Source organism: Rouxiella aceris (genome assembly GCF_012933545.1).
GTDB classification, from domain to species: domain Bacteria; phylum Pseudomonadota; class Gammaproteobacteria; order Enterobacterales; family Enterobacteriaceae; genus Rouxiella; species Rouxiella aceris.
On record NZ_JAADJU010000005.1, the window covers coordinates 251,506 to 276,756 of the forward strand.

Consider the following 25,251-nt stretch of genomic DNA (forward strand, 5'->3'; position numbering starts at 1 on the left):
TTATTTGCCAGCTGGCACAGCGTTTACTGCAATACGAGACGAGCTTCAACATAGCCCTCAGGCTGCTATTACATTATCGATTTCAGCCTGGAGCGCTGGCGGGCATCGCTCCATATTTCAAGGAATGACCAGCGACCTTGGCTATGATTATCGTTTCGAATGGAATGATATTGAAATCACTCCAGGCGCAGGCTTTATGTGGAACAGTAAGAAACAAAATGATTACTACTACGGGATCAGTTCCCAAGAGTCTTCACGAAGTGGACTGAAAGCTTATGATCCTAATGATAGTTTTTCGCCCTATCTTCAACTAGCGCTAGATTATCCTTTTGCTAAAAGCTGGAAGGCTTCTGTAACAGCCCGGTATACAGTACTTTCAAGTGAAGTAAAAAACAGCCCAATGGTCGATAAATCAGGGATCGCCTCGTTGGGGGTAGATATACTTTACACATTTTAACTATTTCATTATTAGTGTTTATAAGGCTGAGTACTCAAAGTTCAGCCTTATAAAGTAAAAAAGTCGTATAACAAATAGTAGTTCAAACCAGTAGAGGGTCAGCAAAAATCCAGTCAAGTCAGATGTTCACTAAGAATTGGTTATTCATTCAGGATCATATTTAGCTGCGATATATAGCCCCTTAAATACCTTTGTCGGTGGTTAATGCTGAAACAGACTTATTACCTGAAAATTTTCATCAAAATATTCTATTCATAATAACAGGTGATTGTTAATTACGTCTGATGTAATACCGGTTACCCACTTCTAACCCGTAGCAAGTTTGCTTTCAGTATTCCTGTTTTATGAATACTGAAAGCATAATTAATCCACATACAACAATAAATTACCCTTTTACAATGCTCTCATACTAATTACTGTTGAGAGCATAATAATGGCTAATGTGTTGATTTTAGGGGCAGCGGGTTCCCTGGCGCGTGTTGTGACACGCTATTTGCTGGATAATAGCGATGCCCGACTGACGCTTTATTTACGCCAGGCCAACCGACTAATCAATCAGGATCCTTCCCGGATAACGATAATTGAAGGCGATGTGCTCGACACCCGATGTCTTGAAGCTGCGATGGAAGGTCAGGAAATCGTTTATGCCAATTTAGCCGGGGACCTGAAAAAACAGGCACAATCTATTGTGCAGGCGATGAAGGCGACCGGCATTAAACGTCTTATTTTTATTAGTTCAATGGGTATCTATGACGAGGTTCCTGACCAGCGTTATGGCGCCGTTCTTGCCCCCTATCGAGAATCGGCAACCATTGTTGAAAACTCAGGTCTGGAATACACCGTGATTCGCCCAGGATGGTTTACCAATGGCTGTGCCGTAGATTATTCACTCACGAAGAAAGGGGAGGTTTTCCAGGGAAGCAGCGTTTCCCGGCTAAGTATTGCTGACCTGATTAATCGCATGGTGAACACTCCGGGCCTTTATTTACATGACAGTCTGGGCATTGCCCGAGTTTGATGATCCCAACAAGCAGGTAACTCCTGTGCGGAAGTTATTTATCTCAAGGATAGATAGGTAACGTCCACCGAGGATAACCTCAGACCTGGTGATTTGACACTAAGTAGCCTGAAGCTGGACGGCAGTGAAGCTTCGCTATTCACCATAGTATCTTATTGTTATTCATGAAACAGGTCTTTGAGGATCTGCGTAAGCTGCCGGAAGACCAGGCGGGTCCTTGCCGGCACTAATGATTGATGTGGGCGAAATAGATACAACTGCCAGGGTTGGAAGTTAAATTCCGGCAAAATATTAACCAGCTCTCCACGTTGCAAATATGGGCGTACCGTAATATCCGCAAGCTGGCTATAGGTTCTTCCAGCCAGCGCGGCAGAGAGTTCACTGCCAATATCGGCGGCAATGAATGAAGGCTGGACGGGGAAAAAACTGCTGCCGTCAGCAAATTGCCATGGCCAGATACGACCAGAGTTGCTGTTTTTCAGCGCACTGAGCGGATAATTATGCCGTAAATCCTGCAAAGATCCCGGGATCCCCATACGGGCAATTAAATCCGGTGCAGCAACAATACATACGCCAACGGGGTGTATGGTCTTCACAATAAAGCGGTTATCCGGAACGGTACCAATACGTATGCCAATATCAATTTGTTCATCCGTGATATTGAGATGAGCATCAGTCACCAACCATTCAATCGCAAGCTGAGAGTGATCCGCCAGACCTTGTAGTAAGCGGTACAGGATATCGTTGTTTTCAAAGAGCGGCGGAAGGGTAATGCGTACCGTCCCGGACAGGCTCTGGTCATCATGGTTCCTGCCCTCCATAAATAGAGATTCGCTGTTTGCCAACAAGGCTTCGGCTTTGGGCCAAAAACGCTGCCCAAAAGGTGTCAGCTTCATTTGCCGGGTGTTACGGACAAATAACATTTCTCCCAGTTTCTTTTCAAGCTCTGCCACGGCTCGCGTCACCAGTTGTGGGGCAATCCCTAACCGGGTAGCGGTTTCCCTGAATCTCAGTGTTTCTGCGGCGGTACAGAATATTTTGAGTGCGTCGAGTTTATCCAGCATAGGACCCTGTTGCGTGAAAATGGCGAGATGAAGTGGCTAATTATACAGGAAATAGGAATTCTGAAAGCAAGAATAATTCATATACCAGAGATAGTAATAATCAGATAATCATTATCATCGAGGTAGTAAAGTGTCGCGTAAATAGGTGTTAATGTGATAAAAAATGAATTATATCATAGGCTTGCTATTGGCTGGCCTGTCAGTATGCGTTCACCTGAATATGCCCAGGCGATCCGCGATATGGGAGATAGTTGGCAAGTAACCTATTCCATTAATCATACGGCACATGAATTTCTCGGCGATACATTACGCCCCTGCTATTGGTGAAAACGCAGTCATTGCCGTAGGTGCCGTGGTGACAAAAAACGTTGCGCCTAATGTTGTTGGCGGCAATCCGGCCCGTGTACTGAAGCACCTAAATTAATCCACTGCGTAAGAAGAATTGACTAAGGAGTTTACGATGACTACCCATGAAATTAGCCAACGTTTGGCGCTTAGAGAATTGATCGATACTTTTTCCAACCTGGCCGATGAGAAAGATGTTGCGGCACAACTCTCCTTGTTTACCGTCGACGCGCACATTAATGTCGTCATGGACGGTAAAGAAGTTTTTGATTTGAATGGCCAACAACAAATCCTTGATGCTTTTAGTGGCTATCTGGCGCAATTCTCTGTGGTTTACCACATTAATGGCCAGCAAACGGTCAACATTTATGGTGATACGGCCAGTGGCATTGCCTATTGCCAGGTCGTGTTAATCAAAGAGGAAAATGGTCAGCGTATTAAGCAAACCAGCGGCGTTCGTTATCATGACCGCTATATTTTCCAAAATGGACAATGGCTGATTGCCGAACGTCTGTCCAACTTTATGTGGACGGATATTCACCCAATGCAGTCATTCTGTTAGTCATTTAGTTATCACTGAAAAAAATATTAAATTTATATAAGGTATAGATAAATGAAAGATTTCACTTGGTTAAATCCTACAACGCTTGATTTTGGCAAAAACAAAGAAAAAAAGATAGGTGAACACCTGGCGAAACAAGGTTCGCAACATATTTTATTATGTTATGGCAGCGACCGTATTAAACGAGATGGGTTATTCTCCAGCGTCATCTCATCTCTGGAAAAAAATGGCATTACGTTTGTAGAATGTGGCGGTATTGTCAGTAATCCGACGCTGGGCAAGGTTCGTGAAGGCATTGCTCTCGCGCGCCAGAATAACGTTGATGCAGTATTAAGCGTTGGCGGGGGGTCTGTATTGGACAGCGCAAAAGCTATTGCAGCCGGTGTTCGTTATCAGGGTGACGTTTGGGATCTGTTTATGGGGAGTGGCAGTATCGACAGCGCCTTGCCGGTATTTGATATTCTGACGCTGGCCGCGACCGGAAGTGAAATGAACAGTGGCGCGGTAGTAACCAATGAAGAAACTAACCAGAAATACGCGATTAATTCTGTTCATCTTTTTCCAGTCGTTTCTGTGGTTAACCCCGATTTGATGAAAACCATTACCCGCGATTATCTGGTCTATTCTGCTGCAGATATAATTGCACACTCTATTGAAGGTTACTTCACAGCATCACACCAGCCGCATTTTCAGTCGCGAATGGTAGAGGCTATTATTAAAACTGTGATGGAGAGTACGGAAAAATTACTGGTTGATCCTTCCGATTATAACGCCCGTGCTGAATTTGCCTGGGCATCAACGCAGGCGCTGAATGGTTTAATTTATTCTGGTACAGAAGGTTATAGTTATCCTAATCATATGATTGAACACGCGTTATCTGCTCTATTTAATGTACCGCATGGCGCCGGGTTATCTGTTGTGATGCCGGCCTGGATGAAGTGGTACCAGTCACGCAATAGCGAACAGTTTGCCCGTTTTGCTCGTGAGATTTTTGGACTGGATACAGCAGAACAAGGTATTGCAGCACTGGAGAACTGGTTCAACAAAATCGGAACACCAACGCGCCTGCCACAGTTGGGAATTAATAATATCAGTGCTGAACTTATTGATAATATTCTGGGAAATGCTGACTGGTTTGGTATCAAAGATATTTATACCCGTGACGTAGTTGCCGATATTATAAACAAGGCTAAATAGTTTTTTTGCAAGGTTTCTATCTTGTACGAGGTGCCTTGATTTATTTTACCATAACTTAACTGATGCAGGAGATAGTGATGAAAGATGTCATTGTTGTGATAGGAAGTGGCTCTATTGCGCAGGCTATTGTACGACGGGTAAGTGTCGGCAAGCATATTTTATTAGCCGATATTAAACTTGATACTGCTCAGGCGGTTGAACATACTTTATCCCGAGCGGGATTTGAGGTGAGCACCACGGTTGTTGATGTCAGCTCGCGAGAATCTGTTCAAAACTTAGTCAGAGAAGCCTGTTGCATCGGTGATGTAAAAGGCGTTATTCATACCGCAGGACTGTCGCCCTCTCAGGCGAAAGCTCAGGACATTCTTAAAGTCGATTTGTACGGTACTGCCGTACTCTTTGAAGAGTTTGGCCAGGTCATCGCTGCGGGTGGATCTGCCGTTGTTATTGGTTCTCAGTCCAGCCATCGACTGAGTGTGGATGCCTTCACACAGGCACAGGCGGATGCTTTGGCGACGCTGTCACCAGAAGCCTTGCTGGAACTCCCCATGGTACGAGAAGTTAATGATAGCTTGTACGCTTATCAACTTTCCAAACGGGGAAATGCATTACGAGTGATGGCCGAAGCGGTAAAATGGGGTAAACGCGGTGCCAGAATAAACTGTATCAGTGCCGGGATTATTTATACGCCGTTGGCCTACGATGAACTCAATAGCGCGGAGCGCGGGGCTTTTTATCAAAATATGCTCGCCAAATCTCCAGCGGGTCGCGGCGGCACTCCCGATGAAATAGGCGCATTAGCCGAGTTTCTTTTTGGACCGAACGGCACCTATGTTAGCGGCAGCGATATTTTAATTGATGGTGGTGCCACCGCTGCTTATAAATATGGTGAGTTAAAGCCATAACGTCTTGTGAGTTTGATGACAAAGTCGTCTTGATGATCGAGATACCCGGGCATAGCACACCCAGGGGCGCTCCGGCGGGCAAGCCCGCTACGACCCCAACGGTGCACTCTCCCTAATAACGGACTTTGTCAGCAGTCTGATGCAACATAACGCAGAACTGCGTTATGTTGCATACACAAGGACGAGTCTGAAAACTTGGCTGCTTTTACTACCTGGCTGTTCCGACCAGCCGAACACAGATGTCATTTAACGATGTTGGCAAATAAATTCTGCTGCCGCATCCAGCGCATGGCGCGATGCATCCAGACGAACATCACGCTGGAAGACGTGATGCATCCCTTCATAGATATCCAATTGCACCACACCACCCAATTCATCCGCTTTATCCGCAAAGCGATTTGCGTCATCAAGCAGTAACTCCTCGCTGCCTACCTGAATCGCCAGCGGCGGCAGTGTGTTGAGTCTGGCGAACAGCGGCGATGCACGCTCATCCTTAGCCGTAGCGCCTTGCAGGTACGCCCGGGCTGCATCTTGCAAAATTGACGGCTGGAAAATAGGATCACGCATCGAGGGATCATTGAAAGATGCGCCACTAAAGGTCAGATCGGTCCAGGGCGAAAACACCACTGCAGAACGGATCTTCTCCGCCAACTGCGAATTCTGCATAGCTACCAGTGAGAGCGCGCCGCCAGCTGAATCACCAACCAATGCGATTTGGCTAACACCGCTGTTAATCAATGCCGTCAGCACTTCGTTCACCTTATCCGGTGCAGCAGGGAAGGGATGTTCCGGAGCCAGCGGATAATCCAGCACCAGAGTTGAATAACCGGTACGCACTGCTAGTTGGCTGGCAAATCCACGATAAGCCTGCGCACTACCGAGCATATAGGCACCGCCATGAATAAAGACAATGACGCACTTGCTTTGGGAGGCTCGCGGATGCAGCCAATATCCGAACGCATTGTTTTGTTCACAGCGCACACCTCCTTCCAACGGCGTTTGCTCGCTCATAGCGTCATAATACTCGCGTATTGTCCCGGAAAAATTGTTTCGCAGGTTGTGTTGTTCAGCCAGCGATTGCACAACTTGCAAGCGGTCATGCTCGGTTAATGGATGATGTGTTTTGTTCATAATGTTCTCAGGTGTTCGGGGGATGGGAAAACATTAAACCATTCCAATTTTCGCAACTAGCTGGCTTAATGGAATACTATCTATTCTATTTTGGACTACTTCATGGATCGACTTGATGCCATCCGACTGTTTATGCGCGTGGTTGAATGCGGAAGTTTTTCTGCTGCCGCCAAAGAAGCTGGCGTTGGGCAATCTGCTGTCAGCAAACAGATCGCCGCGCTAGAAAGCCAGTTTAACCATCAGTTGCTGAAACGCTCATCACGCGGAATTGCATTGACCGACGCAGGTAAGGAGTTTTATGACGGCGCATTGCGTTTACTCGATGAGTTCGAGCAGTTGGAATCCAGCGTTAAATATGGCTCGGATGAAGCGGCGGGTACGCTGCGAATATCTGTCGCACCGGTTTTTGCCCGTTTCTATATCGTTCCGCGCCTGCCTGCGCTGTTTGAGCGCTACCCGGCGCTTAACATCGAATTGCGCGTCTCAGAACGACATATTGATTTGATTGAGGAGAATATCGACCTCGCAATCCGCCACGGTGAACTGCAAGATTCTGCCTTAACGCAACGCAAACTGGTGGAAAGCCCTCTGCTTACTGTGGCCAGTCCGGATTATCTCGCCAGGCACGGGATTCCCACATCACCTGCCGAACTGGGCGATCACCAGTGCATTGTGTTTAATGGCGGCCGTGGCGTCCATCCGTGGCGCTTCTGTGATGAGCAGGGTAAACCGATAACCTATATGCCGCAGGGGCGTTTTCGCAGCAATGATGGCGAACAGCAACGTGCCGCGGCGCTTTCTGGAATGGGCATCGTGCAGCTTCCTGCATGGCTGGCGGGTCCCGATTTAGCGTCTGGGGCATTAGTGCCAATGTTGCAGCAGTTTACGACAGGTTCGACGCCGGTGAGTGCGGTCTTTGCGACCAGGCAAATGGCGAACAGCAAGGTGCGGGTGTTTGTGGCGTATTTAATGGAGAGCTTGCAGATAGATTTGCCCAAGTGGTGATAACCACTTGATGTGCCTCCAATCTGACGATTAAGGAATATAGTGCACTTAATTCACCAGAGACACTGTCTGCAGATCCGCGCCGAATAGACAGGCACTATTGGCATGAAGACGGGTCCTGACAAAAACTTCCTATGCACCTGTGAGATCAAGCTGAGTTGGTGCTGGAAATATTGATGATAAGAATGATAAAAACGCCTCTGGCCAGCAACGACCGGAGGCGTTTTGTCGATCAATAAAGCCAACAGGTGAACAGTGCTAACCTTACTGGCTCATTGCATCTTTCTTCATCGTGTCTTTCTTCATGTGATCTTTAGACATTTTATCTTTGGACATGCAGTCCTTACTCATGCTGTCCTTTTTCATGCAGTCTGTGGATGTGTGGCCCATGGTGTCTTTTTTCATCGCTGTGTCAGCGGCATAGGTGGTGCTCACGGCTCCCATCATCAGCACGGCAGACATCATCAACATAGTTAGCTTTTTCATAGTATTTCCTTTTCCGGGTTATATTGAGGTAAAACGGCATAGAGCCTTGCGTACGTCACGTTTATTCGTCGGTTGAAATCAGCTTCCACCGAACCAGTTGTAGCCTTGATCTTCCCAGTACCCTCCTGGGTATTTATTCGTAATTTCAATAACTTCTATATGCTTTGGGTTCTTATAACCGAGTTTGGTCGGCATTCTCAGCTTCATTGGGAAACCGTATTTTTGCGGCAAGATCTGGCCGTCGTAGGTCAGTGCCAGCAGGGTCTGCGGATGCAGCGCCGTCGCCATATCAATACTGGTGTAGTACCCGTCAGCGCATTTGAAACTGACATATTCGGCGCTGAGGTCTGCACCAATCAGGCGTAAAAAATCACCGAAAGGGACACCGCCCCATTTACCGATAGCGCTCCAGCCCTCAACACAGATATGTCGCGTCACCTGACTGACCTGCGCCATTTTGTAAAGGGTCGGCAGCGACCACTCGCGTTTATCCAATGCCAGACCGGCGATTTTCAGGCGATAAGCCGTTCCATCCACGTCAGGCGCATCGTCTTCGGCGTAAAAGGCGTTAAACGGAAACGGGCGGGTGATCATTGACTCGGCATACACCGGTGCGAGCCGCGTCGAGCCAAATAGCCAGCCCTGGACACGATCGTTCAACCCCGAAATCTTGCCAAGCGCACTTTCTACGCTGGCGTTATCACTGATGTCACAGCCGGTTAGCATCGCCACGCCGCCAAGCGTCAGACCGCGCTGTAAGAAAAGACGGCGTGATGGCGCATCAAGCTGGCGGATAATCTGTTTCTGCGCCTCATGCACAATGACTTCGCTCTCAGCAGCACCTAACAGCGAACGGAGGCTTTTTTTTATGCTGTTTTTCATCTGTTTTCCTTAGCGGCCACGTAGCATGGCAATCAGGGTTTTTGGTACCAACGCCACCATAACCAAATGCAGCACCACAAATCCCACCAGAGAAGCCATCGCCAAAAAGTGCACATAGCGTGCGGTGTCATACCCGCCGAGCAAAACCCTCAACAACGGGAACTGCACTGATTTCCATATCACAAGGCCGGAAATGACCAACACAATGCCGTCGAGCATCACAAACACATAAGCCGCGCGCTGTACCATGTTGTAGTGGCGCAAATCGTTATGTTGCAGCTTGCCGTGTAATGCCGCCCGCAGGTCAGTAAAAATGCCGCGCAATGTCAGCGGCCAGAATTTCTTTCTCATCCGGCCGGTGAGAATATTCATTAACAGATAAAACAGACCATTGAGACCAAACAGCCACATGCCGGCGAAATGCCATTGGATGGCTCCGCCCAACCAACCGCCGAGGGTAACGGCTCGCGGAAATTGAAAATCAAACAGCGGTGAAGCGTTATAAATTTGCCAACCGCTGGTCACCATCACCAGCACCGCCAGCACATTCAGCCAATGTGTCAGCCGCAACCATAAAGGATGAACCGGTTTCTGTTGAACGCCTGAAGGTAAATGAGGTTCCAGCATCATGATTTTTCCTGCCACCCGTCTTGTGATGTGGCGAGTATTGAACAGATATGTTCCCGGAGACCTCACGCAAAGTTAAATAAAATGTGATAACTCCGAGTGGGTTGCTTGTGTAAACTCAGACGGTATGGGGAAGCCACACGTGAAGATCAACATATGGATAAATCTAAAAAGATCCTGATCGTCGAAGATGACGGCGATATTGCTGAATTACTGAGCCTGCATCTGCGTGACGAAGGCTATGAAATTACCCATGCCAGTGACGGCAATCTGGGGGGGACGTTGCTGGCAAAGGGGGGCTGGGACGCATTAATTCTCGACTTGATGCTGCCGGGCGTTGATGGGTTGGAGCTCTGTCGCCGTGCCCGTAATATGACACGCTATACGCCGATCATTATTATCAGCGCGCGCTCCAGCGAAGTGCACCGGGTACTGGGTTTGGAGCTTGGCGCCGACGATTATCTGGCGAAACCTTTCTCAATGCTGGAACTGGTGGCGCGGGTAAAGGCACTTTTTCGCCGTCAGGAAGCCATGAGCCGTAATTTGAAAATGGACGCCGGGACCTTGAGTTTTTCCGGACTGACCATTGACCCCATTGCCCGTGACGTGATGCTTGATCAGCAACCCATTGAGCTGACACCGCGGGAGTTTGACCTGTTGTACTTTTTTGCCAAAAATCCCGGCAAGGTGTTTTCGCGTCTCAGCCTGTTAAATCAGGTGTGGGGCTACGAGCACGAAGGGTATGAACATACGGTAAACACCCATATCAACCGGCTGCGCATCAAGATAGAAGCCAATCCGGCCGAGCCGGAGCGAATTCTGACCGTGTGGGGCAAGGGATATAAATTCGCGTCCTCAACTGAGGATATGCAAGGGTAAATCATGAAAAATCTCACGCTAACGCAACGATTGACCGTGGTATTTATGCTGCTGCTGCTCGCCTGCTGCTTACTTTCCGGTTATATGCAGGTGCGTGCCAGTAATCAATACAGCCAGTCGGTGATCCAGCGGTTGTCGGCCAATCTGGCAACGCAGATTGCCGCCAATAACCCCTTGCTTAGCCAGGAAGGATTGAATGCGAAAGCGGTCCATACGTTATTTGATCAACTGATGGCAGTGAATCCGAGCGTAGAGGTATATCTGCTGGATAAAGATGGCAATATCGTTGGCAATGCCGCGCCGGCAGGAAAACTGCAACAGAATAAAATCGACTTAACACCGGTGAAAGCGCTGCTGAATGGCGCGAAAATGCCGGTCTATGGCGATAACCCACGCCAGCCGCAAAACCGGCAAGTCTTTAGCGCTGCGCCATTGCAGGTGAACGGGGTAACCAAAGGTTATGTGTATATCGTATTGCTTGGTGATGATTACACCGCGCTGAGTAGCGATGCCCAATACCACTCGGCGATTTATATGGCGCTGCGCTCCATGGGACTGGTCGCGTTGTTTGGTTTACTGGCTGGTGCGCTGGCATTCCGTTGGGTGACGCGACCAGTGCGTAAACTGACGGCGCAAATAGCGGTGCTGGACAGTGGCGGGATAGCGGCTATTCAGACACTGGCAAAAAGCGATGCCCCCGTCGGTGCTCCGCGTGATGAAGTGACGCAGTTGCAGCAGGCTTTTGTGGCGCTGGCCAAACGTATTGACCAGCAATGGCAAAGCCTGATGGTACAAGATCAACAGCGGCGTGAATTTATCGCCAATATTTCCCATGACCTGCGTACGCCACTCACCTCACTTCATGGCTACCTGGAAACACTGTCGGTGAAATCTGACCATCTGAGCAATGAAGACCGGCAACGCTATCTGAATATTGCGCTGATGCAGAGTAAAAAAGTCGGACGACTCGCCCAGGAGTTGTTCGAACTGGCCAGGCTGGAATATGGCGTAGTAAAGCCGCAGAAAGAGCCATTTTCCTTATGTGAACTGGTGCAGGATGTATTCCAGAAATTTGAACTGGCAACCGAGACACGTGGGCAAAAGCTGCAGGCCGATATAACCCCTGGCATTCCGCTGGTTAATGCGGACCTGGGTATGATTGAAAGAGTACTGACCAATCTTTTGGATAACGCCATCCGTCATACGCCTGACGGCGGCACTATCGAGATAAAATTATGGAAAAACCAGGGGCAGGTGATGGTACAGCTTAAAGACAGCGGTCCAGGTATTGCCCCGGAGCTTAAAGACAGTCTTTTTGTTCGCCCGTCGATCCTCAGCGCCAATAAACACCGGGCTGGTGGGCTAGGTCTTATGATTGTCCGTCGTATTTTGCAACTGCATGGCAGCGACATTACGCTTATTGAAGAACCTGAACGCGGAGCCTGTTTCCAGTTCTCGGTGCCGGTGTAAAGGGCTAAATTTACGGATATCGTTATGTGTAAATTTCGAAATGGACACTCTGGATCCCTTTCAAATACCCCAAAACATAAGATTAATAGCATTCTTAATCTTATCCGCGTACTCGCCAGGATCAGCAATCACTTCGCCAATGGCTTCAACGGGAACGCTCGAGAGTTCAGTGGTCATCAGCCAATAATTTTCGCCGTCGATGCAGATAAGAGGGAACAGTGTCTTATTCACTTTCTCAGATAGATGATGCGATTCGATAAGCGGAATGGCCATACGACGTTTGGGCGTTCCGCAGATCGCATAAAACCGCGCCACCTCTCAGGATACAAATACATCGCTGGACAGCCTATTTTTTTCGGCCTATTTTTAGTAAATCAATCGATTGATTAACTATTTTATGAGGCAGTATGCCGACCTCTCAACCCCCGATAACTTCCCGTGGCGAACAGGCTAAAAATAGCCTTATTAAAGCTGCCATCGCTCAGTTTGGTGAATATGGCTTGCAGGCGACCACCCGTGATATCGCGGCTCTTGCCGGGCAAAATATTGCGGCTATCACCTATTATTTCGGTTCAAAAGAAGAGCTGTATATTGCTTCTGCTGAATGGATTGCGGATTTTATCAACGACAATTTTCTTGAGCACATGCAGTGCGCCGAAGAGGTTATGAGTCAGTCGCCATCAGACAAAGCGCATATCCGCCAGCTCATTCATACGGCATGTGCGCAAATGATAAGGCTGCTCACCTCCGATGAAACTCTGAACCTCAGCAAATTTATCTCTCGCGAACAGCTTTCGCCAACAGCCGCTTATCAGCTTATCCACGATCGTGTGATTGCACCGATACACAGCCACCTGACTTCCCTTGTGGGCCGTTACACCGGACGTGACCCCCTGGATACCGAAACCATTTTACATACTCACGCTTTGCTCGGACAGATTCTGGCCTTCCGACTGGGGCGGGAAACTATTTTACTACGCACCGGTTGGACAACCTTTGATAAGGCCAATCGGCAGCAAATCAGTAGCGTTGTGTTAACCCACGTCGATTTCATCCTGCTGGGATTGTCTGTTAATTAAGGAAGATCGTGCCATGAAAAATAAAAAGCCCATGGTTGTGCTCGTTGTTATTGCGTTGCTGGCCAGCTGTGTTGGCGGCTGGATGTGGTACCAAAGCGAGCAGGAGAAACCATTAACGCTCTACGGGAATGTGGATATTCGCACAGTGAACATGAGCTTTCGCGTCGGTGGTCGCCTCGCTACGTTACTGGTCGATGAAGGCGATGCAATCAAGGCCGGGGAAACGCTCGGCGAGCTGGACAAAGGCCCTTATCAAAATGCCTTGCAACAGGCGGAAGCAAACGTTGCAGCGGCACAAGCGAAATTTGATTTGATTATTGCCGGCTACCGTGACGAAGAAATTTCCCAGGTGGCCGCTCAGGTGAATCAGGCGCAGGCTGCCTATGACTATGCCCAGAATTTTTACCAGCGCCAACAGGAGCTGTGGACCAGACGCATGATTGCTGCAAATGAGCTGGAAAATTCCCGTTCATCAAGCGATCAGGCAAAAGCTACGCTGAAAGCCGCGCGCGATAAGCTCAGTCAGTACCGCAAAGGTAACCGCCCACAAGAGATTGCCCAGGCACAGGCCAGTCTGCAACAGGCTAAAGCACAGCTCTCCCAGGCGCAGCTGGATTTACAGGACACCACGCTTACCGCGCCATCCGCCGGCACATTGCTTACTCGCGCGGTTGAACCAGGGAGCATGCTCAACGCGGGTAGCACAGTATTAACGCTCTCCCTTACACGCCCGGTGTGGGTACGTGCTTATGTGAATGAAGTGAGTCTTGACAATGTACAGCCGGGTACGCAAGTGCAGATTTATACCGACGGGCGTCCCGAAAGGCCTTATCACGGCAAAATTGGCTTTGTTTCTCCTACCGCGGAGTTCACCCCTAAAACGGTTGAGACGCCCGATCTGCGCACCGATTTGGTCTATCGCTTGCGCATTATCGTGACCGATGCCGACGATTCGCTGCGTCAGGGTATGCCGGTCACCGTAAGTTTTAACAACGGTGCCCAGCATGAACAGCGATGACAGCGGCATCATCCGCTTACAGGGGCTGATGAAAAACTTCTCTGAACGGGGTAAACCCGCGGTAGCGAGCCTTGAATGTGAAATCCACCCGGGGGGAGTCACCGGGTTGGTGGGGCCTGACGGCGCAGGGAAAACCACGCTAATGCGTATGCTGGCAGGCTTGATGAAACCTAGCGGGGGAAGTGCACAGGTCATAGGCCTCGACCCAATCAAAGATGGCAGTGCCCTACACGCCGTTGTCGGATACATGCCGCAAAAATTCGGGCTGTATGAAGACCTGACGGTAATGGAAAATCTCACTCTGTACGCAGACCTGCGTGGAGTGACGGGCGAGGAACGTAAAAAAACATTTGCGCGACTGCTAGAATTTACTTCCCTCGGTCCCTTTACCTCGCGCCTTGCCGGCAAACTTTCCGGCGGTATGAAGCAGAAGCTAGGCCTCGCCTGCACACTGGTCGGCCAACCTAAGGTTCTTCTGCTCGATGAGCCCGGCGTCGGCGTCGACCCCATTTCGCGACGCGAGCTGTGGCAGATGGTGCACGAACTGGCAGGTGAAGGGATGCTGATCCTGTGGAGTACTTCGTACCTCGACGAAGCCGAGCAGTGCCGCGAGGTGCTACTGCTGAACGAAGGCGAACTGTTGTATCACGGAGCGCCAAAAGAGCTGACGCAGAAAATGGCCGGGCGTTCGCTGCTGGTGAATCACGGGGGAGAAAACAACCGCAAGCTGCTTCAACGGGCGCTGAAATTGCCGCAAGTGAGCGACGGTGTGATCCAGGGGCGTTCCGTACGTCTGATACTGGCAAAAGACGCCACTATAGAAGAGCTGGCACAAGCATTGGATCTGTCTCTGGAGCAAATAACACATACCGTCCCGCGTTTTGAAGATGCGTTTATCGAACTGCTGGGCGGCACCGGCACGAAGGAATCACCGCTAGGAAAAATACTGCATACGGTGGAAGGCAGTTCCGAAGAAACGGTGATTGAAGCCAAACAGCTCACAAAGAAATTTGGTGATTTCGCAGCGACTGACCAGGTCAATTTTAGCGTACAGCGCGGCGAGATCTTCGGGCTGCTTGGGCCGAACGGCGCGGGTAAATCCACGACGTTTAAAATGATGTGTGGGCTGCTAGTGCCAACCTCTGGCAAGGCGCTGGTGTTGGGTATGGATCTGAAAACCAGCTCCGGTAAGGCCCGTCAGCATCTGGGATATATGGCGCAGAAGTTTTCGTTGTACGGCAACCTGACGGTTGCACAAAATCTGCGTTTCTTCTCAGGGGTGTACGGGCTTCACGGCAAGGCGCAGGACGACAAAATTTCCCGTATGAGCGAAGCGTTTAACCTCCAGCCGATATTTAACAGCTCGACAGATTCCCTGCCACTCGGCTTCAAGCAGCGCCTGGCGTTGGCCTGCTCACTGATGCACGAGCCGGATATTCTGTTCCTTGATGAACCCACGTCTGGCGTTGACCCGATTACACGGCGAGAATTTTGGTTGCACATCAACAATATGGTTGAAAAAGGCGTAACCGTGATGGTCACCACACACTTTATGGACGAGGCGGAATATTGCGACCGTATCGGGCTGGTGTACCGTGGCAAGCTTATCGCCAGCGGCACGCCGGACGATCTCAAACAGCAGGCGGCAGACGACGAGCAGGTCGATCCAACCATGGAACAGGCATTTATCACGCTGATAAACAAGTGGGATAGGGAGCACACGCATGAGTGAGCATTCAATAGTCTCATGGAGGCGAGTACGCACCCTCTGCGTGAAGGAAACGCGCCAGATTGCGCGTGACCCGAGCAGTTGGTTAATTGCTGTGGTGATCCCTCTACTGCTGCTTTTTATTTTCGGCTTTGGCATCAACCTGGATTCAAGCCGCCTGCACGTCGGGGTTCTGCTGGAACAGCAAAGTGAAGAAGCGCTGGCTTTCGCTCATACCATCAGCGCTTCGCCCTTCATTCAGCCTACCATCAGCGATAACCGCCACGAACTGATTCAGCTTATGCAGGGGGGAAAAATCCGCGGCATAGTGGTTATCCCTACAGACTTTGCGCAGAACATGGCGCGCGCCGGGGGTACAGCGCCGGTTCAAGTGATTACCGACGGCAGCGAACCGAACACTGCAAACTTTGTGCAGGGCTATGTCGAAGGGATCTGGCAGATATGGCAACAGCAGCGCTCGGAGAGCCGGGGTGAAAGCGTCGAGCCACTGATTGACGTGCAACAGCGTTATTGGTTTAACCCTGCTGCTATCAGTCAGCATTTCATTATTCCGGGGGCGATAAGCATCATTATGACGGTTATCGGTGCCATTCTGACATCGCTAGTCGTGGCGCGTGAGTGGGAACGAGGCACTATGGAAGCCCTGCTTTCAACGCAGATAACGCGTACCGAGTTGTTGCTGAGCAAGTTGCTTCCCTACTATGTGCTCGGCATGCTGGCAATGCTACTGTGTATGGTGGTTTCGGTATTTATTCTCCGCGTACCCTACCGCGGTTCGCTGCTACTGTTATTTTTGATTACCAGTCTGTTTTTGCTCAGTACGCTTGGTATGGGTCTGCTGATTTCGACTATCACTCGCAACCAGTTTAACGCCGCTCAAGTGGCGCTGAACGCTGCATTTTTACCTTCCATCATGCTCTCGGGCTTTATCTTTCAGATCGACAGTATGCCAGCGATTATCCGCGCGGTGACTTATATCATACCGGCGCGCTACTTCGTGAATACCCTGCAAACCCTGTTTCTCGCGGGAAATATCTCCACAGTGCTGGTAGTTAACGTACTGTGTCTAAGTGTCTCGGCGACGATGTTTATCGGCCTGACGGCGTTGAAGACCAGACGTCGTCTGGATTAAGGGAGAGTTATGTATCATCGACTATGGACATTAATTCGCAAAGAACTGCAATCCCTGCTGCGCGAGCCGCAAACCCGTACCATTTTGATTTTGCCGGTGGTGTTGCAGGTGCTGCTGTTCCCGTTTGCTGCCACGCTTGAGGTCACTAACGCCACCATCGCGATTTACAACCAAGACAATGGCAGCTATTCCGTGGAACTGACACAACGTTTTGCACACGCCAAAGCTTTTAGCCATCTGCTGCTGTTAAAAAGCCCACAGGAAATCCAGCCAACCCTCGATAAACAAAAAGCGCTGCTGCTGATCCGCTTCCCGGCAGATTTCTCGCGCAATTTGGCAAGCAAGCAGCCAGCTAAACTGCAAATTATCCTTGACGGTCGTAACTCGAACAGTGCGCAGATTGCCGCCAATTACCTGCAGCAAATTGTGAAAAACTACCAACTAGAACTTATGACTGGTCAACCGAAATCGGATAACAGTGAGCTGGTAGTACGCAATTGGTATAATCCAAACCTGAACTACAAATGGTTCGTGGTGCCGTCGCTTATCGCCATGATAACGACCATTGGCGTAATGATTGTGACTTCGCTGTCCGTTGCTCGTGAACGTGAACAGGGCACGCTCGACCAGCTCCTGGTGTCGCCGCTTGCCACCTGGCAGATATTTATTGGCAAAGCCATACCCGCGCAGATTGTCGCCATTGCACAGGCCACTATTGTGCTCGCTGTGGGAATATGGGGCTATCAAATTCCCTTCTCTGGTTCGGTCTTACTGTTCTACTTCACCATGTTGATTTACGGACTTTCGCTGGTGGGATTCGGGCTGCTGATTTCTGCTCTAAGTTCGACGCAGCAGCAGGCATTTATTGGCGTATTTGTCTTTATGATGCCGGCGATCCTGCTTTCCGGCTATGTCTCACCTGTAGAGAACATGCCCGTGTGGTTGCAAAATCTGACGTGGATAAATCCTATCCGGCACTTCACGGACATCACAAAACAGATTTACCTGAAAGATGCGAGTCTGGACATTGTATGGGGAAGCCTGTGGCCGCTACTGGTGATTGCTGCTATAACCGGCTCAGCGGCGTACTGGATGTTTCGCCGCAAAGTTGCCTGATCTGTCAATCAAATGATGGCGATCGAGGCAGTTGGTGGTTTTGAATCGATTGCGACCTTTCTTACCCGTTGTCTTCGCCAGAGGTTGTCACGCACATTGATGACTTTACGCAGATAAGCGATATCCTTCAGCGGTAGCAGACCAAAGATGCAGGCGTACTCCCGGTTAAACTGGGACACACCCCTGTATCCCACGTGCTGGGCAACAAAGGTCACGCTTGGTTGTTTGTCTAATAACATCGTGCTGGCATCCCTCAGGTATCTTTTTCAGAGGGGATGACAACTATTCTGACACTGAGGGTCCCGACAGACGACTCGGTACGAAAAGTTATTTATCTGGTGATCAAGGATGCGTCGAAAAAATGGAGTATGCCGATCCAGAACTGGCGGCTGGCGATGAGCCGTTTTATTATCGAGTTCGGTGACCGCCTGAGCGATCACCTTTAATACGGTGGCAGTTACACAGAATTATTTACAGGGTCGTAAAATGCGTGAAGTGCGCCTTAACTCGAAGGTCTCTGTTTTCAAAGGGTAAATAGATTTAGCTAAACAGCTCGAAAGCGCCATCTCTCTGGTCGTAATGGCATTGGCATGTGATTACCCGAAGGCGTCCCTCTCGAATCACCAGGACATTGGCATGTGGCTTAAAGCAACGGTATAACGCCGGTATACTAGATCGCCGCGGTATCACTTTTCAAGAGCTATTCATTTTCAATCGGGATAGAAGGAATAGCAGCAGCTATCTACTTTACAAAGAGCGGTATACCAGACGTAGTTGTTCTATATCCGAAAAGAAACATTATAGTAAATCAGGCTAGCCATTCTTTATGCAATAATTGAATGTGCAATTATTTTTTTTGCTATGGTAATATTAAATATTTAATGAATCTGTAATACGTATCCTTTTGTAATTGTGTAAATAATTAGCATGCTGTTTTTTGTCATTTAATCATTAAAAACAATACATTAAAAATAACAATGTTAATCAATGAATGAAAAATAAAATTCATGGAAATACAAAATCACCCTCATAAATAATAAATTACACATATGTATTTTTGTTTTTCAATATTTTTAACTTTAATAAAGAAGTTCATCAAGTAGCTTTTGGGTACTCTGTTTTTTTCTCATGTTTTTATTACTCTTAAGGATGGATTATGAGACATAAAAAAATTACGATTGTTTTAGGTATTATCCTTTTCTCTGTAGCCCGACTATCTGCTGCTGCTCCCCAGCATGTTTCCCTGGTATCTACTTACTCCGATCATCCCTATGTGTTAATAGGCGATTCCAATGGTAGTAATGGTGGGAATGGTGGTTCAGGAGCGAACTCAAATGGCGGGAATGGCGGCAATAGCAATAGCAGCGGCAGCGATAATGGTAACGACAGCGGTGATGACAACGGTACAGGGAATGGTTCTGGTGATAGCAACGGTAGCGGTGGCGATAGCAACGGTGGCGGAGACGGCGCTTAATTAGCAAGCGGATTTTTTCTATAAATGGCCACTTTATACTTGTGTGGCCATTAACTAAAAGGATGTCAGGTATATGTTAAAAATACGAAATTTATTATTCCTTTTACCATTTTCTTCTGGCCTTTTTTTTTCCATACCAATATTAAGCTTTGCAAATACGCAGGTAGCCGTTCAGCTGTCTTCCTGTGAAAGCCTAAATGGCCAGGATGGACAAGTAAACTCCCCTAACGGGAAGAACGGCAAAAACGGTATTCCAGGCACAGAATGCTCGAATGGCGGAAATGGCGGAAATGGTGGCAACGGAGCCTCCACTGGAGGAAATGGAGGAAACGGCGTCGGAGCAACTCAGGGCTCGCATCATCAGCACCATAAACCACATAAAAAAACTGATACGAGTGCTAACGGAGGCAATGGTGGTAACGGAGGCTCTTCTGACAATGCAGCAGGGGGGAATGGTGGGAGCGCAGGTAACAATGACCAGACTCAACCTTTATAAACGTTGCACGACACTGCTGAAGTATGCCTCATTCACGTTCGCATTCGTTGCGTATAGCATTTCTGCTGTCCCCATTCAGTCAGCCTCACCTGATGTATTTACACTCTTTGTAGCTGATGGCGGAAATGGAGGAAATGGAGGAAATGGGGGGCCAGGTAATGCAGGAGGTGACGGGGGAGACGGTGGTGACGCAGGCACCGGTAACAACGCAAACGGCGGCAACGGTGGCAGTGGAGATAACTCCTCCTGAGGGAATGGCGGTAATGGTGGGAATGGTAGCACTGAACGCACAGGCGATGGATATGCCGGTGAAAATGACCGTGGCAGTCCCCGGGACAATGGAGAGTCTTCAGCAGCGTATCATTACCACATCTCAATCAGCAGCTAATGCACCATTGTATGAGATATCGGTCTCTGAATTATCGCTGGTCGGGCGGCAAAACGGTGGAGTGGTGATGCGGGCCACGGAGGCGGAGCTGGCGAAGTTTAACGAGCTGGGGCAACGAGTGGTCAGCGGCGATGGCGTAGGGCTGATAATGGGGGTCGGGCTGCAGGCGATTCAGATGTATGGCTGGCATGCGCTGCAGGAGCGGTTGCATCGGGAAACCGGAAACGAAGTGGATGTGACCGCCGATGTGACCATGAGTACCCTGTTGATGATGGAGGGGTTTACCGAAATGCTGGGCTTTGCGACCAAACTGGCGATTAAGGAAAACTGGCTGGTACTGAGCAAGTCGGCGCAGGTGCCTTTCGGGGGGCGGTTGGGCGGGGTACTGGGCGGAATTGCCGGGATTGTTGAGGGGATCAGGGACGGAATTCATTCCTATGAATCCTATAACGATGCTGGAAAATTGTATAAATACTCCGCAGGAGCTTCTATTGTTGGCTGAATTATTGCTACTGTCTCCGGAGGCTTAGGTTTGTTTGCCCGGACATCCACGACAGCCTCCGGTCTTTTGGTGTTAGGGCCGGCGGGCTGGGCTGCATTACTTTTACTGACGGGAGCTGTCTGGGCCACCAAAGCCAACACACTGCGCAGCACGCCGTTTGAAATCTGGCTGCGGCGTACCTGCTTTGGTATTCCCAACGGGGCGATTAACGCCCTGCCGGTGTGGCATGCGGAGAGCCAGACTGACCTGACTGCCGCCCTGGCTAATTACCTGGCTATCCGCAGCGGGATGGTGGCTAACGTGGCTTTCGGTGGCACGACTCCGATTCAGTCCGTGCCATATAGTCGGATTGAGCTCCGGGTGGCCCTGCCGGGCTGGGATGCTGCCAGGGGAGGCTGGTCAGTTACGGTAACCAGTGACAGTGATAACCGGGTGCTGTTTTCTCAGTCGCAGAATGCGCCTGGTATGGCTGACCATCAGCAGAGTGTCCGGGCTTCAGAGAGCTATCCGGGTATGCATCAGGTCAGCCCTGACGGTACTGCACTGGTGATACAGGGCCACATCTGGGTGGCGCAGAGCCGGACACCGGGTGTAACGATGGTGGCAGACTACTGGATGGACCGCACGGACCCCGGTACCCGGATGGGGCTGACGGTCAGCGCGGAGCCTTCCTGGGTGAACAGTGACACCACCGAACAATGGAGAGTGAAGTGATGGATAACGAAAAATCCTGCCTGATTAAGCCAGTCAGGGGATGGAGTGAAGACCTGCCGGATCCGGGAGAAGAGCAGATGGTGTATCCACGACTCATCCGGGTGAATAAGATCAATGATGTGTGGATGGAGCTTCCCCGCTATGTGAATCATGGATGGGGAGTTTTATGGTTTTCCGGTTTTGTTGGGCTAGGGTGTTTTATTTTTATTTTTCCCCTTTTTTTTCTCAGAGGTGAACAATTCGAACCGATAGGCATTTTGCTTATATTTACACTGATATCAATAATTGTATGGTGTTTCAGAACAGTGCTTTTTGCTGCAAGAGGAGCACCGGTGCGCTTTAACCGCAAGCAGCAGAAAGTGTACGTCTACGAGCAGCAACGTAGTGTGTGGCCGTGGTGGCGATGGCCGGTGAAAATCAAGGTATTTGACTGGGCAGATATTCAGGGGGAGCGGGTACAGATGGCCGGTCATGCTGACTGGGGGCATCGCATTTACTGTGCGGTCTGTGAGCCGGGAACGTATCTGGTCCGGGACCGGTTTATCCTGACCTGGACAGAAGGCAATATCTATGATGTGTACGGCTTATGGAGCGCCTGCTGCCAGTACATGCAGGGAAAAGCGGTATCTGATAAACCTCTGCGGACTCACGTTCCACCGAGCTGGACGCCGTTTAAAACGGTGCGCTGGCCTGAGAATATGGATAAGGCTTCCAAAGCCGTGCCGGAGTGGGCCTGATCCCTTTTTCAAAAGGATCGGTAATCCCCCCATTTTTAACCACTCTGATAAATAGGATCAGTTAAGCGCTGAATATGTTGTATTGGCGTAAAACCATTCAGGGCCATATTGGGACGTTCATGATTATAAAACCATAGCCACTGGGTGGCATATTCCTGCAGCTCATTGAGTGACGAAAATAAGTGCTGTCCCAGCCAGTCGTAGCGCACTGTTCGATAATAACGTTCAATATAGGCATTCTGCTGAGGCTTCCCCGGTTCAATAAAGTTAAGCCGGATATTTTGCTATTGTGCCCAGGTTATCAGCGTGGTTCCTGCGTATTCCGGTCCGTTGTCACAACGAATTGATGCAGGTTTTCCTTTCCATTCAATAAGTTGTTCCAGTGTTCTGACCACACGACTGGCAGGCAGTGAAAAATCGACTTCTATTGTTAATGCTTCACGATTGAAATCATCAATAATATTCAGCAAACGAACGGAACGCCCGTCAGCTAACTGATCGTGCATAAAATCCATCGACCAGTTCTCGTTGCTACCGGACGGGACACTCAGCGGTTCTGGTTTCTCACGTTTTAGCCGTTCTTCGGCATACATTTTTTTCAGGCGGCGATTTTCTTCTTCCAGTTCCTTGAGACGGCTCATCAGTGCGGCATCCATTCCGCCAAACTTTGAGCGCCATTTGTAAAAACTGGCACTGCTGATGCCATGCTCGCGGCATAACTCAGGAACCGGCGTTCCGGCTTAAGCCTGTTTAAGAATAGCGATGATCTGACTGTCGGTAAAACGTGCTCGTTTCATAGCAATCCCCTCTGTATTCAGATTAGGAGAAAATTCTACTTATGCATGCACTGGTTTTTCGGGGGGATTACCCCTCCACATCTCTTCCCAATGGCAGTTGCCTAACGCAAAAAAGCAAAAATCCCGCTTAAGTTTCCTTAAGCGGGATTTTCTAATTTGGCTCCTCTGACTGGGATCGCCTTTACCAGTAACTGGCTAATAATTAAGCTAATCCTGAATTACCCTTTTGTCAAGACCACCAGAATGACCACCAATAGCTGCGGGTTCTATAAATCTGGTACGAGCGTTCCGCAGCATGGGTGAACATTACTGTTTTACTCTTAAAATGAAGCATAGTTAGAGGTAACGTCGAAGGCGTTTATCCTATGTGGAACTGTGTGCAAAGAGGTTTAACTGTCGGCTGAGTGTCAGGGGCGGACTCTCAAGAGTAACCATGGACCTTTACTTCTCCGCTGATGACGATACTGGGGCAGCCAGTCAGGAACGTGTTAGATGCATAAATTACGAACGTTACACCACGTCGTGTCCGACGTGTAAAGTCTCATGGTCCACTTAGCGAGATATTTACATCAGGTTAATTTGTTGTTTTATTGAATTTTTCGAGGTATAAATTTCTAATACCCGAATCAAGATGTTAATCAAATTTTAGAGTTAATAATATTTTTACATAGATTGCTTGCCGCATGTAAGATAACTTTAATGGAGCGTCTTTCATCATGTACAACCTTTTAGTCACCGCAAGAGAAGGTGCTTGGGATGAAAAATCCTACGAGTTTGATAGAAGCAGATTCCTAGAATATACGACTGAATCTATTGCTGCCATTTTTCAGTCTCTTACCCCGGATTTAATTGAAACTTTGAAAGGATATCCTTGTTTATTTGCGTACGAAGGCGATATAAATGATCTGCGGATTGGAAAATTAAATTCAATCAAAGAAAGAGGGAGGAAAATATTTATAGAGTTTGAGCTGAATGAAAATCTCCCACCTATTCCTTTTGAAAGAATTAAGCCCTTAGCTATGCTACTTGATTTCCGCAATTGGGAAATGAACCGAACTCATTGGGCCGTCAAAGATGAAGATCTCTTTTTACGGCTTAAAGACGCAGGAATAATAAATGATGAGCATGTTCTCGAGCCGGAAAAATCAGTGAGATTGTCTGCAAAAAAGTATAACAACCCTAAGATTACAACTGTTCAGGGTTTTATTGCAAAAGTTATTTCGGCTGAAAGAAAGGTTGGTTCAGAAGTTTTTTATAGAGGTCATTCAAATAAAAGTAAATACAAACTGGAGCCATCCCTATTTAGAAAAGATGATGAAGGGAATCCTTTACACCTTGAAAGTGAACATCTCTTATATAAAGAATTGATAGTATCAAACTCAGCTGACTTCCAATCCGATGTGAATACTCTAGATACTCTTGTTCGTATGCAGCATTATTCGTTGCCTACAAGGTTGTTAGATATAACATCAAATCCACTTATTGCGTTGTATTTTTCTTGCAAATCAGCACATACGGAAGATGGAGAAGTCATCATTTTCTCAATGAAGCGTAGTGATGTTAAGTATTTTGACTCCGATGTTGCAAGTTGCATTGCGAATTTAGCTAGATTACCAAAAAAAGATAAGGATGATATTGATTTTGACCATCCGAATTTTAACAAACAAATAGCAATAAAAAAACTAGGACATTTCATACGAGAAGAAAAATCGTATTTTGAGATGAATATACTTGCTGAGGACTTAAGGAGGATAATCTGTGTAAAAGGAAAGAAAAGTAATGCTAGGATTTCATCACAGTCTGGGGCATTTATATTGTATGGTCTAGATGCAGTAATGAGCGAAGAAGGAACGGCTGAAATTGCCATAACGAGAATCACTGTTGAAAATAAGAAACAAATTCTTAAAGAACTCGATCTGTTAAATATAAATGAAAGTACTGTATTTCCGTACATTGAAAACTCGGCAAAATATATTGCTGAAAAATATAAGTTTGACAAAGAATCAGCATAACAGTTCTTTGATTAACTATGGTTGTTGGA

Annotated in this window: 27 protein-coding genes and 3 pseudogenes; 22 read left to right on the forward strand and 8 right to left on the reverse strand. The window is 48.4% G+C overall.

All coding sequences use genetic code 11. The features are described 5' to 3' along the window. Positions 1 to 4 precede the first annotated feature (4 nt). Positions 5 to 457 carry a MipA/OmpV family protein gene (locus GW590_RS11360; protein ID WP_235955922.1) on the forward strand — a complete coding sequence of 151 codons (453 nt, stop codon included), beginning with the start codon at positions 5 to 7 and terminating at the stop codon, positions 455 to 457. Positions 458 to 890: 433 nt separating this feature from the next. Continuing rightward, on the forward strand, positions 891 to 1,475 hold the full coding sequence (locus GW590_RS11365; protein WP_169403165.1) for an NAD(P)H-binding protein: 585 nt from the start codon (positions 891 to 893) through the stop codon (positions 1,473 to 1,475). 158 nt (positions 1,476 to 1,633) lie between these two features. Here the strand turns inward: GW590_RS11365 and GW590_RS11370 are convergent, their stop codons facing one another. Beyond that, positions 1,634 to 2,539, reverse strand: a complete 906-nt coding sequence (locus GW590_RS11370) for a LysR family transcriptional regulator (RefSeq protein WP_169403166.1) — start codon at positions 2,537 to 2,539, stop codon at positions 1,634 to 1,636. A gap of 204 nt (positions 2,540 to 2,743) precedes the next feature. Between GW590_RS11370 and GW590_RS24470 the strand changes: the two genes are divergently transcribed. The 5 genes and pseudogenes from GW590_RS24470 to GW590_RS11390 all read left to right on the forward strand — a co-directional run bounded on the left by GW590_RS24470 (position 2,744) and on the right by GW590_RS11390 (position 5,548). Continuing rightward, positions 2,744 to 2,866 carry a hypothetical protein gene (locus tag GW590_RS24470; protein WP_268952814.1) on the forward strand — a complete coding sequence of 41 codons (123 nt, stop codon included), beginning with the start codon at positions 2,744 to 2,746 and terminating at the stop codon, positions 2,864 to 2,866. Then, positions 2,859 to 2,963, forward strand: a pseudogene (locus GW590_RS24345) (sugar O-acetyltransferase); the annotation flags it as partial. The gene GW590_RS24470 and the pseudogene GW590_RS24345, both read left to right, overlap by 8 nt. A 36-nt stretch (positions 2,964 to 2,999) precedes the next feature. Continuing rightward, on the forward strand, positions 3,000 to 3,446 hold the full coding sequence (locus GW590_RS11380; RefSeq protein WP_169403167.1) for a nuclear transport factor 2 family protein: 447 nt from the start codon (positions 3,000 to 3,002) through the stop codon (positions 3,444 to 3,446). Between the two features lie 51 nt (positions 3,447 to 3,497). Then, positions 3,498 to 4,643: an iron-containing alcohol dehydrogenase gene (locus tag GW590_RS11385; RefSeq protein WP_169403168.1), complete on the forward strand. Its 1,146-nt coding sequence runs from the start codon at positions 3,498 to 3,500 to the stop codon at positions 4,641 to 4,643. 77 nt (positions 4,644 to 4,720) lie between these two features. After that, on the forward strand, positions 4,721 to 5,548 hold the full coding sequence (locus GW590_RS11390) for an SDR family oxidoreductase (RefSeq protein ID WP_169403169.1): 828 nt from the start codon (positions 4,721 to 4,723) through the stop codon (positions 5,546 to 5,548). A gap of 246 nt (positions 5,549 to 5,794) precedes the next feature. On the opposite strand, the gene GW590_RS11395 is transcribed toward GW590_RS11390, so the two are convergent. Further along, the gene (locus GW590_RS11395) at positions 5,795 to 6,679 is read right to left on the reverse strand and encodes an alpha/beta hydrolase (RefSeq protein ID WP_169403170.1); all 885 of its coding nucleotides are present in this window, start codon (positions 6,677 to 6,679) and stop codon (positions 5,795 to 5,797) included. Between the two features lie 102 nt (positions 6,680 to 6,781). Here GW590_RS11395 and GW590_RS11400 point away from each other — a divergent pair, with 102 nt between their 5' ends. Next, a complete protein-coding gene (locus GW590_RS11400) occupies positions 6,782 to 7,684 on the forward strand; it encodes a LysR family transcriptional regulator (RefSeq protein WP_169403171.1) in 903 nt (300 codons plus the stop codon). A 264-nt stretch (positions 7,685 to 7,948) separates the two neighbouring features. Here the strand turns inward: GW590_RS11400 and GW590_RS11405 are convergent, their stop codons facing one another. The 3 genes from GW590_RS11405 to GW590_RS11415 form a co-directional block, all read right to left on the reverse strand. Beyond that, positions 7,949 to 8,170 (reverse strand): pentapeptide MXKDX repeat protein, encoded by a 222-nt coding sequence (locus GW590_RS11405; RefSeq protein ID WP_169403172.1) that lies wholly within the window; start codon positions 8,168 to 8,170, stop codon positions 7,949 to 7,951. 78 nt (positions 8,171 to 8,248) lie between these two features. Beyond that, positions 8,249 to 9,052 (reverse strand): molybdopterin-dependent oxidoreductase, encoded by an 804-nt coding sequence (locus tag GW590_RS11410; RefSeq protein ID WP_169403173.1) that lies wholly within the window; start codon positions 9,050 to 9,052, stop codon positions 8,249 to 8,251. Between the two features lie 9 nt (positions 9,053 to 9,061). Next, complete coding sequence (locus tag GW590_RS11415; protein ID WP_235955923.1) at positions 9,062 to 9,682, reverse strand: cytochrome b/b6 domain-containing protein; 621 nt, start codon at positions 9,680 to 9,682, stop codon at positions 9,062 to 9,064. A 153-nt stretch (positions 9,683 to 9,835) separates the two neighbouring features. Between GW590_RS11415 and GW590_RS11420 the strand changes: the two genes are divergently transcribed. Together GW590_RS11420 and GW590_RS11425 are read left to right on the forward strand one after the other, a co-directional pair. Beyond that, complete coding sequence (locus GW590_RS11420) at positions 9,836 to 10,558, forward strand: response regulator transcription factor (RefSeq protein WP_169403174.1); 723 nt, start codon at positions 9,836 to 9,838, stop codon at positions 10,556 to 10,558. Between the two features lie 3 nt (positions 10,559 to 10,561). Beyond that, the gene (locus tag GW590_RS11425) at positions 10,562 to 12,028 is read left to right on the forward strand and encodes a sensor histidine kinase (protein ID WP_169403175.1); all 1,467 of its coding nucleotides are present in this window, start codon (positions 10,562 to 10,564) and stop codon (positions 12,026 to 12,028) included. A gap of 60 nt (positions 12,029 to 12,088) precedes the next feature. Here the strand turns inward: GW590_RS11425 and GW590_RS11430 are convergent, their stop codons facing one another. Continuing rightward, positions 12,089 to 12,343 (reverse strand): CcdB family protein, encoded by a 255-nt coding sequence (locus GW590_RS11430; protein ID WP_328803069.1) that lies wholly within the window; start codon positions 12,341 to 12,343, stop codon positions 12,089 to 12,091. Positions 12,344 to 12,435: 92 nt separating this feature from the next. On the opposite strand from GW590_RS11430, the gene cecR reads away from it, so the two are divergent. The 5 genes from cecR to GW590_RS11455 are packed head-to-tail and all read left to right on the forward strand — an operon-like array spanning position 12,436 to position 18,102. Next, positions 12,436 to 13,107, forward strand: a complete 672-nt coding sequence (gene cecR / locus GW590_RS11435; protein ID WP_169403177.1) for a transcriptional regulator CecR — start codon at positions 12,436 to 12,438, stop codon at positions 13,105 to 13,107. Between the two features lie 13 nt (positions 13,108 to 13,120). Continuing rightward, the gene (gene hlyD, locus GW590_RS11440) at positions 13,121 to 14,125 is read left to right on the forward strand and encodes a secretion protein HlyD (protein ID WP_169403178.1); all 1,005 of its coding nucleotides are present in this window, start codon (positions 13,121 to 13,123) and stop codon (positions 14,123 to 14,125) included. After that, positions 14,112 to 15,857, forward strand: a complete 1,746-nt coding sequence (locus GW590_RS11445; RefSeq protein WP_408014934.1) for an ATP-binding cassette domain-containing protein — start codon at positions 14,112 to 14,114, stop codon at positions 15,855 to 15,857. The genes hlyD and GW590_RS11445 overlap by 14 nt, the downstream gene beginning before the upstream one ends. Continuing rightward, positions 15,850 to 16,986: an ABC transporter permease gene (locus tag GW590_RS11450; RefSeq protein ID WP_169403179.1), complete on the forward strand. Its 1,137-nt coding sequence runs from the start codon at positions 15,850 to 15,852 to the stop codon at positions 16,984 to 16,986. The genes GW590_RS11445 and GW590_RS11450 overlap by 8 nt, the downstream gene beginning before the upstream one ends. 9 nt (positions 16,987 to 16,995) lie before the next feature. Next, a complete protein-coding gene (locus GW590_RS11455; protein WP_169403180.1) occupies positions 16,996 to 18,102 on the forward strand; it encodes an ABC transporter permease in 1,107 nt (368 codons plus the stop codon). Positions 18,103 to 18,110: 8 nt separating this feature from the next. Here the strand turns inward: GW590_RS11455 and GW590_RS24350 are convergent, their stop codons facing one another. Further along, a complete protein-coding gene (locus GW590_RS24350) occupies positions 18,111 to 18,281 on the reverse strand; it encodes a hypothetical protein (RefSeq protein ID WP_235955924.1) in 171 nt (56 codons plus the stop codon). Between the two features lie 123 nt (positions 18,282 to 18,404). Between GW590_RS24350 and GW590_RS11465 the strand changes: the two are divergent. From GW590_RS11465 to GW590_RS11490, 6 genes and pseudogenes are all read left to right on the forward strand, one after another. Next, positions 18,405 to 18,548, forward strand: a pseudogene (locus GW590_RS11465) (IS256 family transposase); the annotation flags it as partial. A gap of 710 nt (positions 18,549 to 19,258) precedes the next feature. Next, the gene (locus GW590_RS11470; RefSeq protein WP_169403181.1) at positions 19,259 to 19,576 is read left to right on the forward strand and encodes a hypothetical protein; all 318 of its coding nucleotides are present in this window, start codon (positions 19,259 to 19,261) and stop codon (positions 19,574 to 19,576) included. Between the two features lie 73 nt (positions 19,577 to 19,649). After that, positions 19,650 to 20,072 carry a hypothetical protein gene (locus GW590_RS11475; RefSeq protein WP_169403182.1) on the forward strand — a complete coding sequence of 141 codons (423 nt, stop codon included), beginning with the start codon at positions 19,650 to 19,652 and terminating at the stop codon, positions 20,070 to 20,072. A gap of 134 nt (positions 20,073 to 20,206) precedes the next feature. Then, a complete protein-coding gene (locus GW590_RS11480; protein ID WP_169403183.1) occupies positions 20,207 to 20,962 on the forward strand; it encodes a hypothetical protein in 756 nt (251 codons plus the stop codon). A 69-nt stretch (positions 20,963 to 21,031) separates the two neighbouring features. After that, on the forward strand, positions 21,032 to 21,676 hold the full coding sequence (locus tag GW590_RS11485; protein WP_169403184.1) for a hypothetical protein: 645 nt from the start codon (positions 21,032 to 21,034) through the stop codon (positions 21,674 to 21,676). Further along, the gene (locus tag GW590_RS11490) at positions 21,676 to 22,413 is read left to right on the forward strand and encodes a DUF6708 domain-containing protein (RefSeq protein WP_235955925.1); all 738 of its coding nucleotides are present in this window, start codon (positions 21,676 to 21,678) and stop codon (positions 22,411 to 22,413) included. Before GW590_RS11485 ends, GW590_RS11490 begins: the two co-directional genes overlap by 1 nt. A gap of 35 nt (positions 22,414 to 22,448) precedes the next feature. On the opposite strand, the pseudogene GW590_RS11495 reads toward GW590_RS11490, so the two are convergent. Next, positions 22,449 to 23,210, reverse strand: a pseudogene (locus GW590_RS11495) (IS3 family transposase). A 716-nt stretch (positions 23,211 to 23,926) separates the two neighbouring features. Here GW590_RS11495 and GW590_RS11505 point away from each other — a divergent pair. After that, complete coding sequence (locus tag GW590_RS11505; protein ID WP_169403186.1) at positions 23,927 to 25,222, forward strand: FRG domain-containing protein; 1,296 nt, start codon at positions 23,927 to 23,929, stop codon at positions 25,220 to 25,222. Positions 25,223 to 25,251 lie beyond the last annotated feature (29 nt).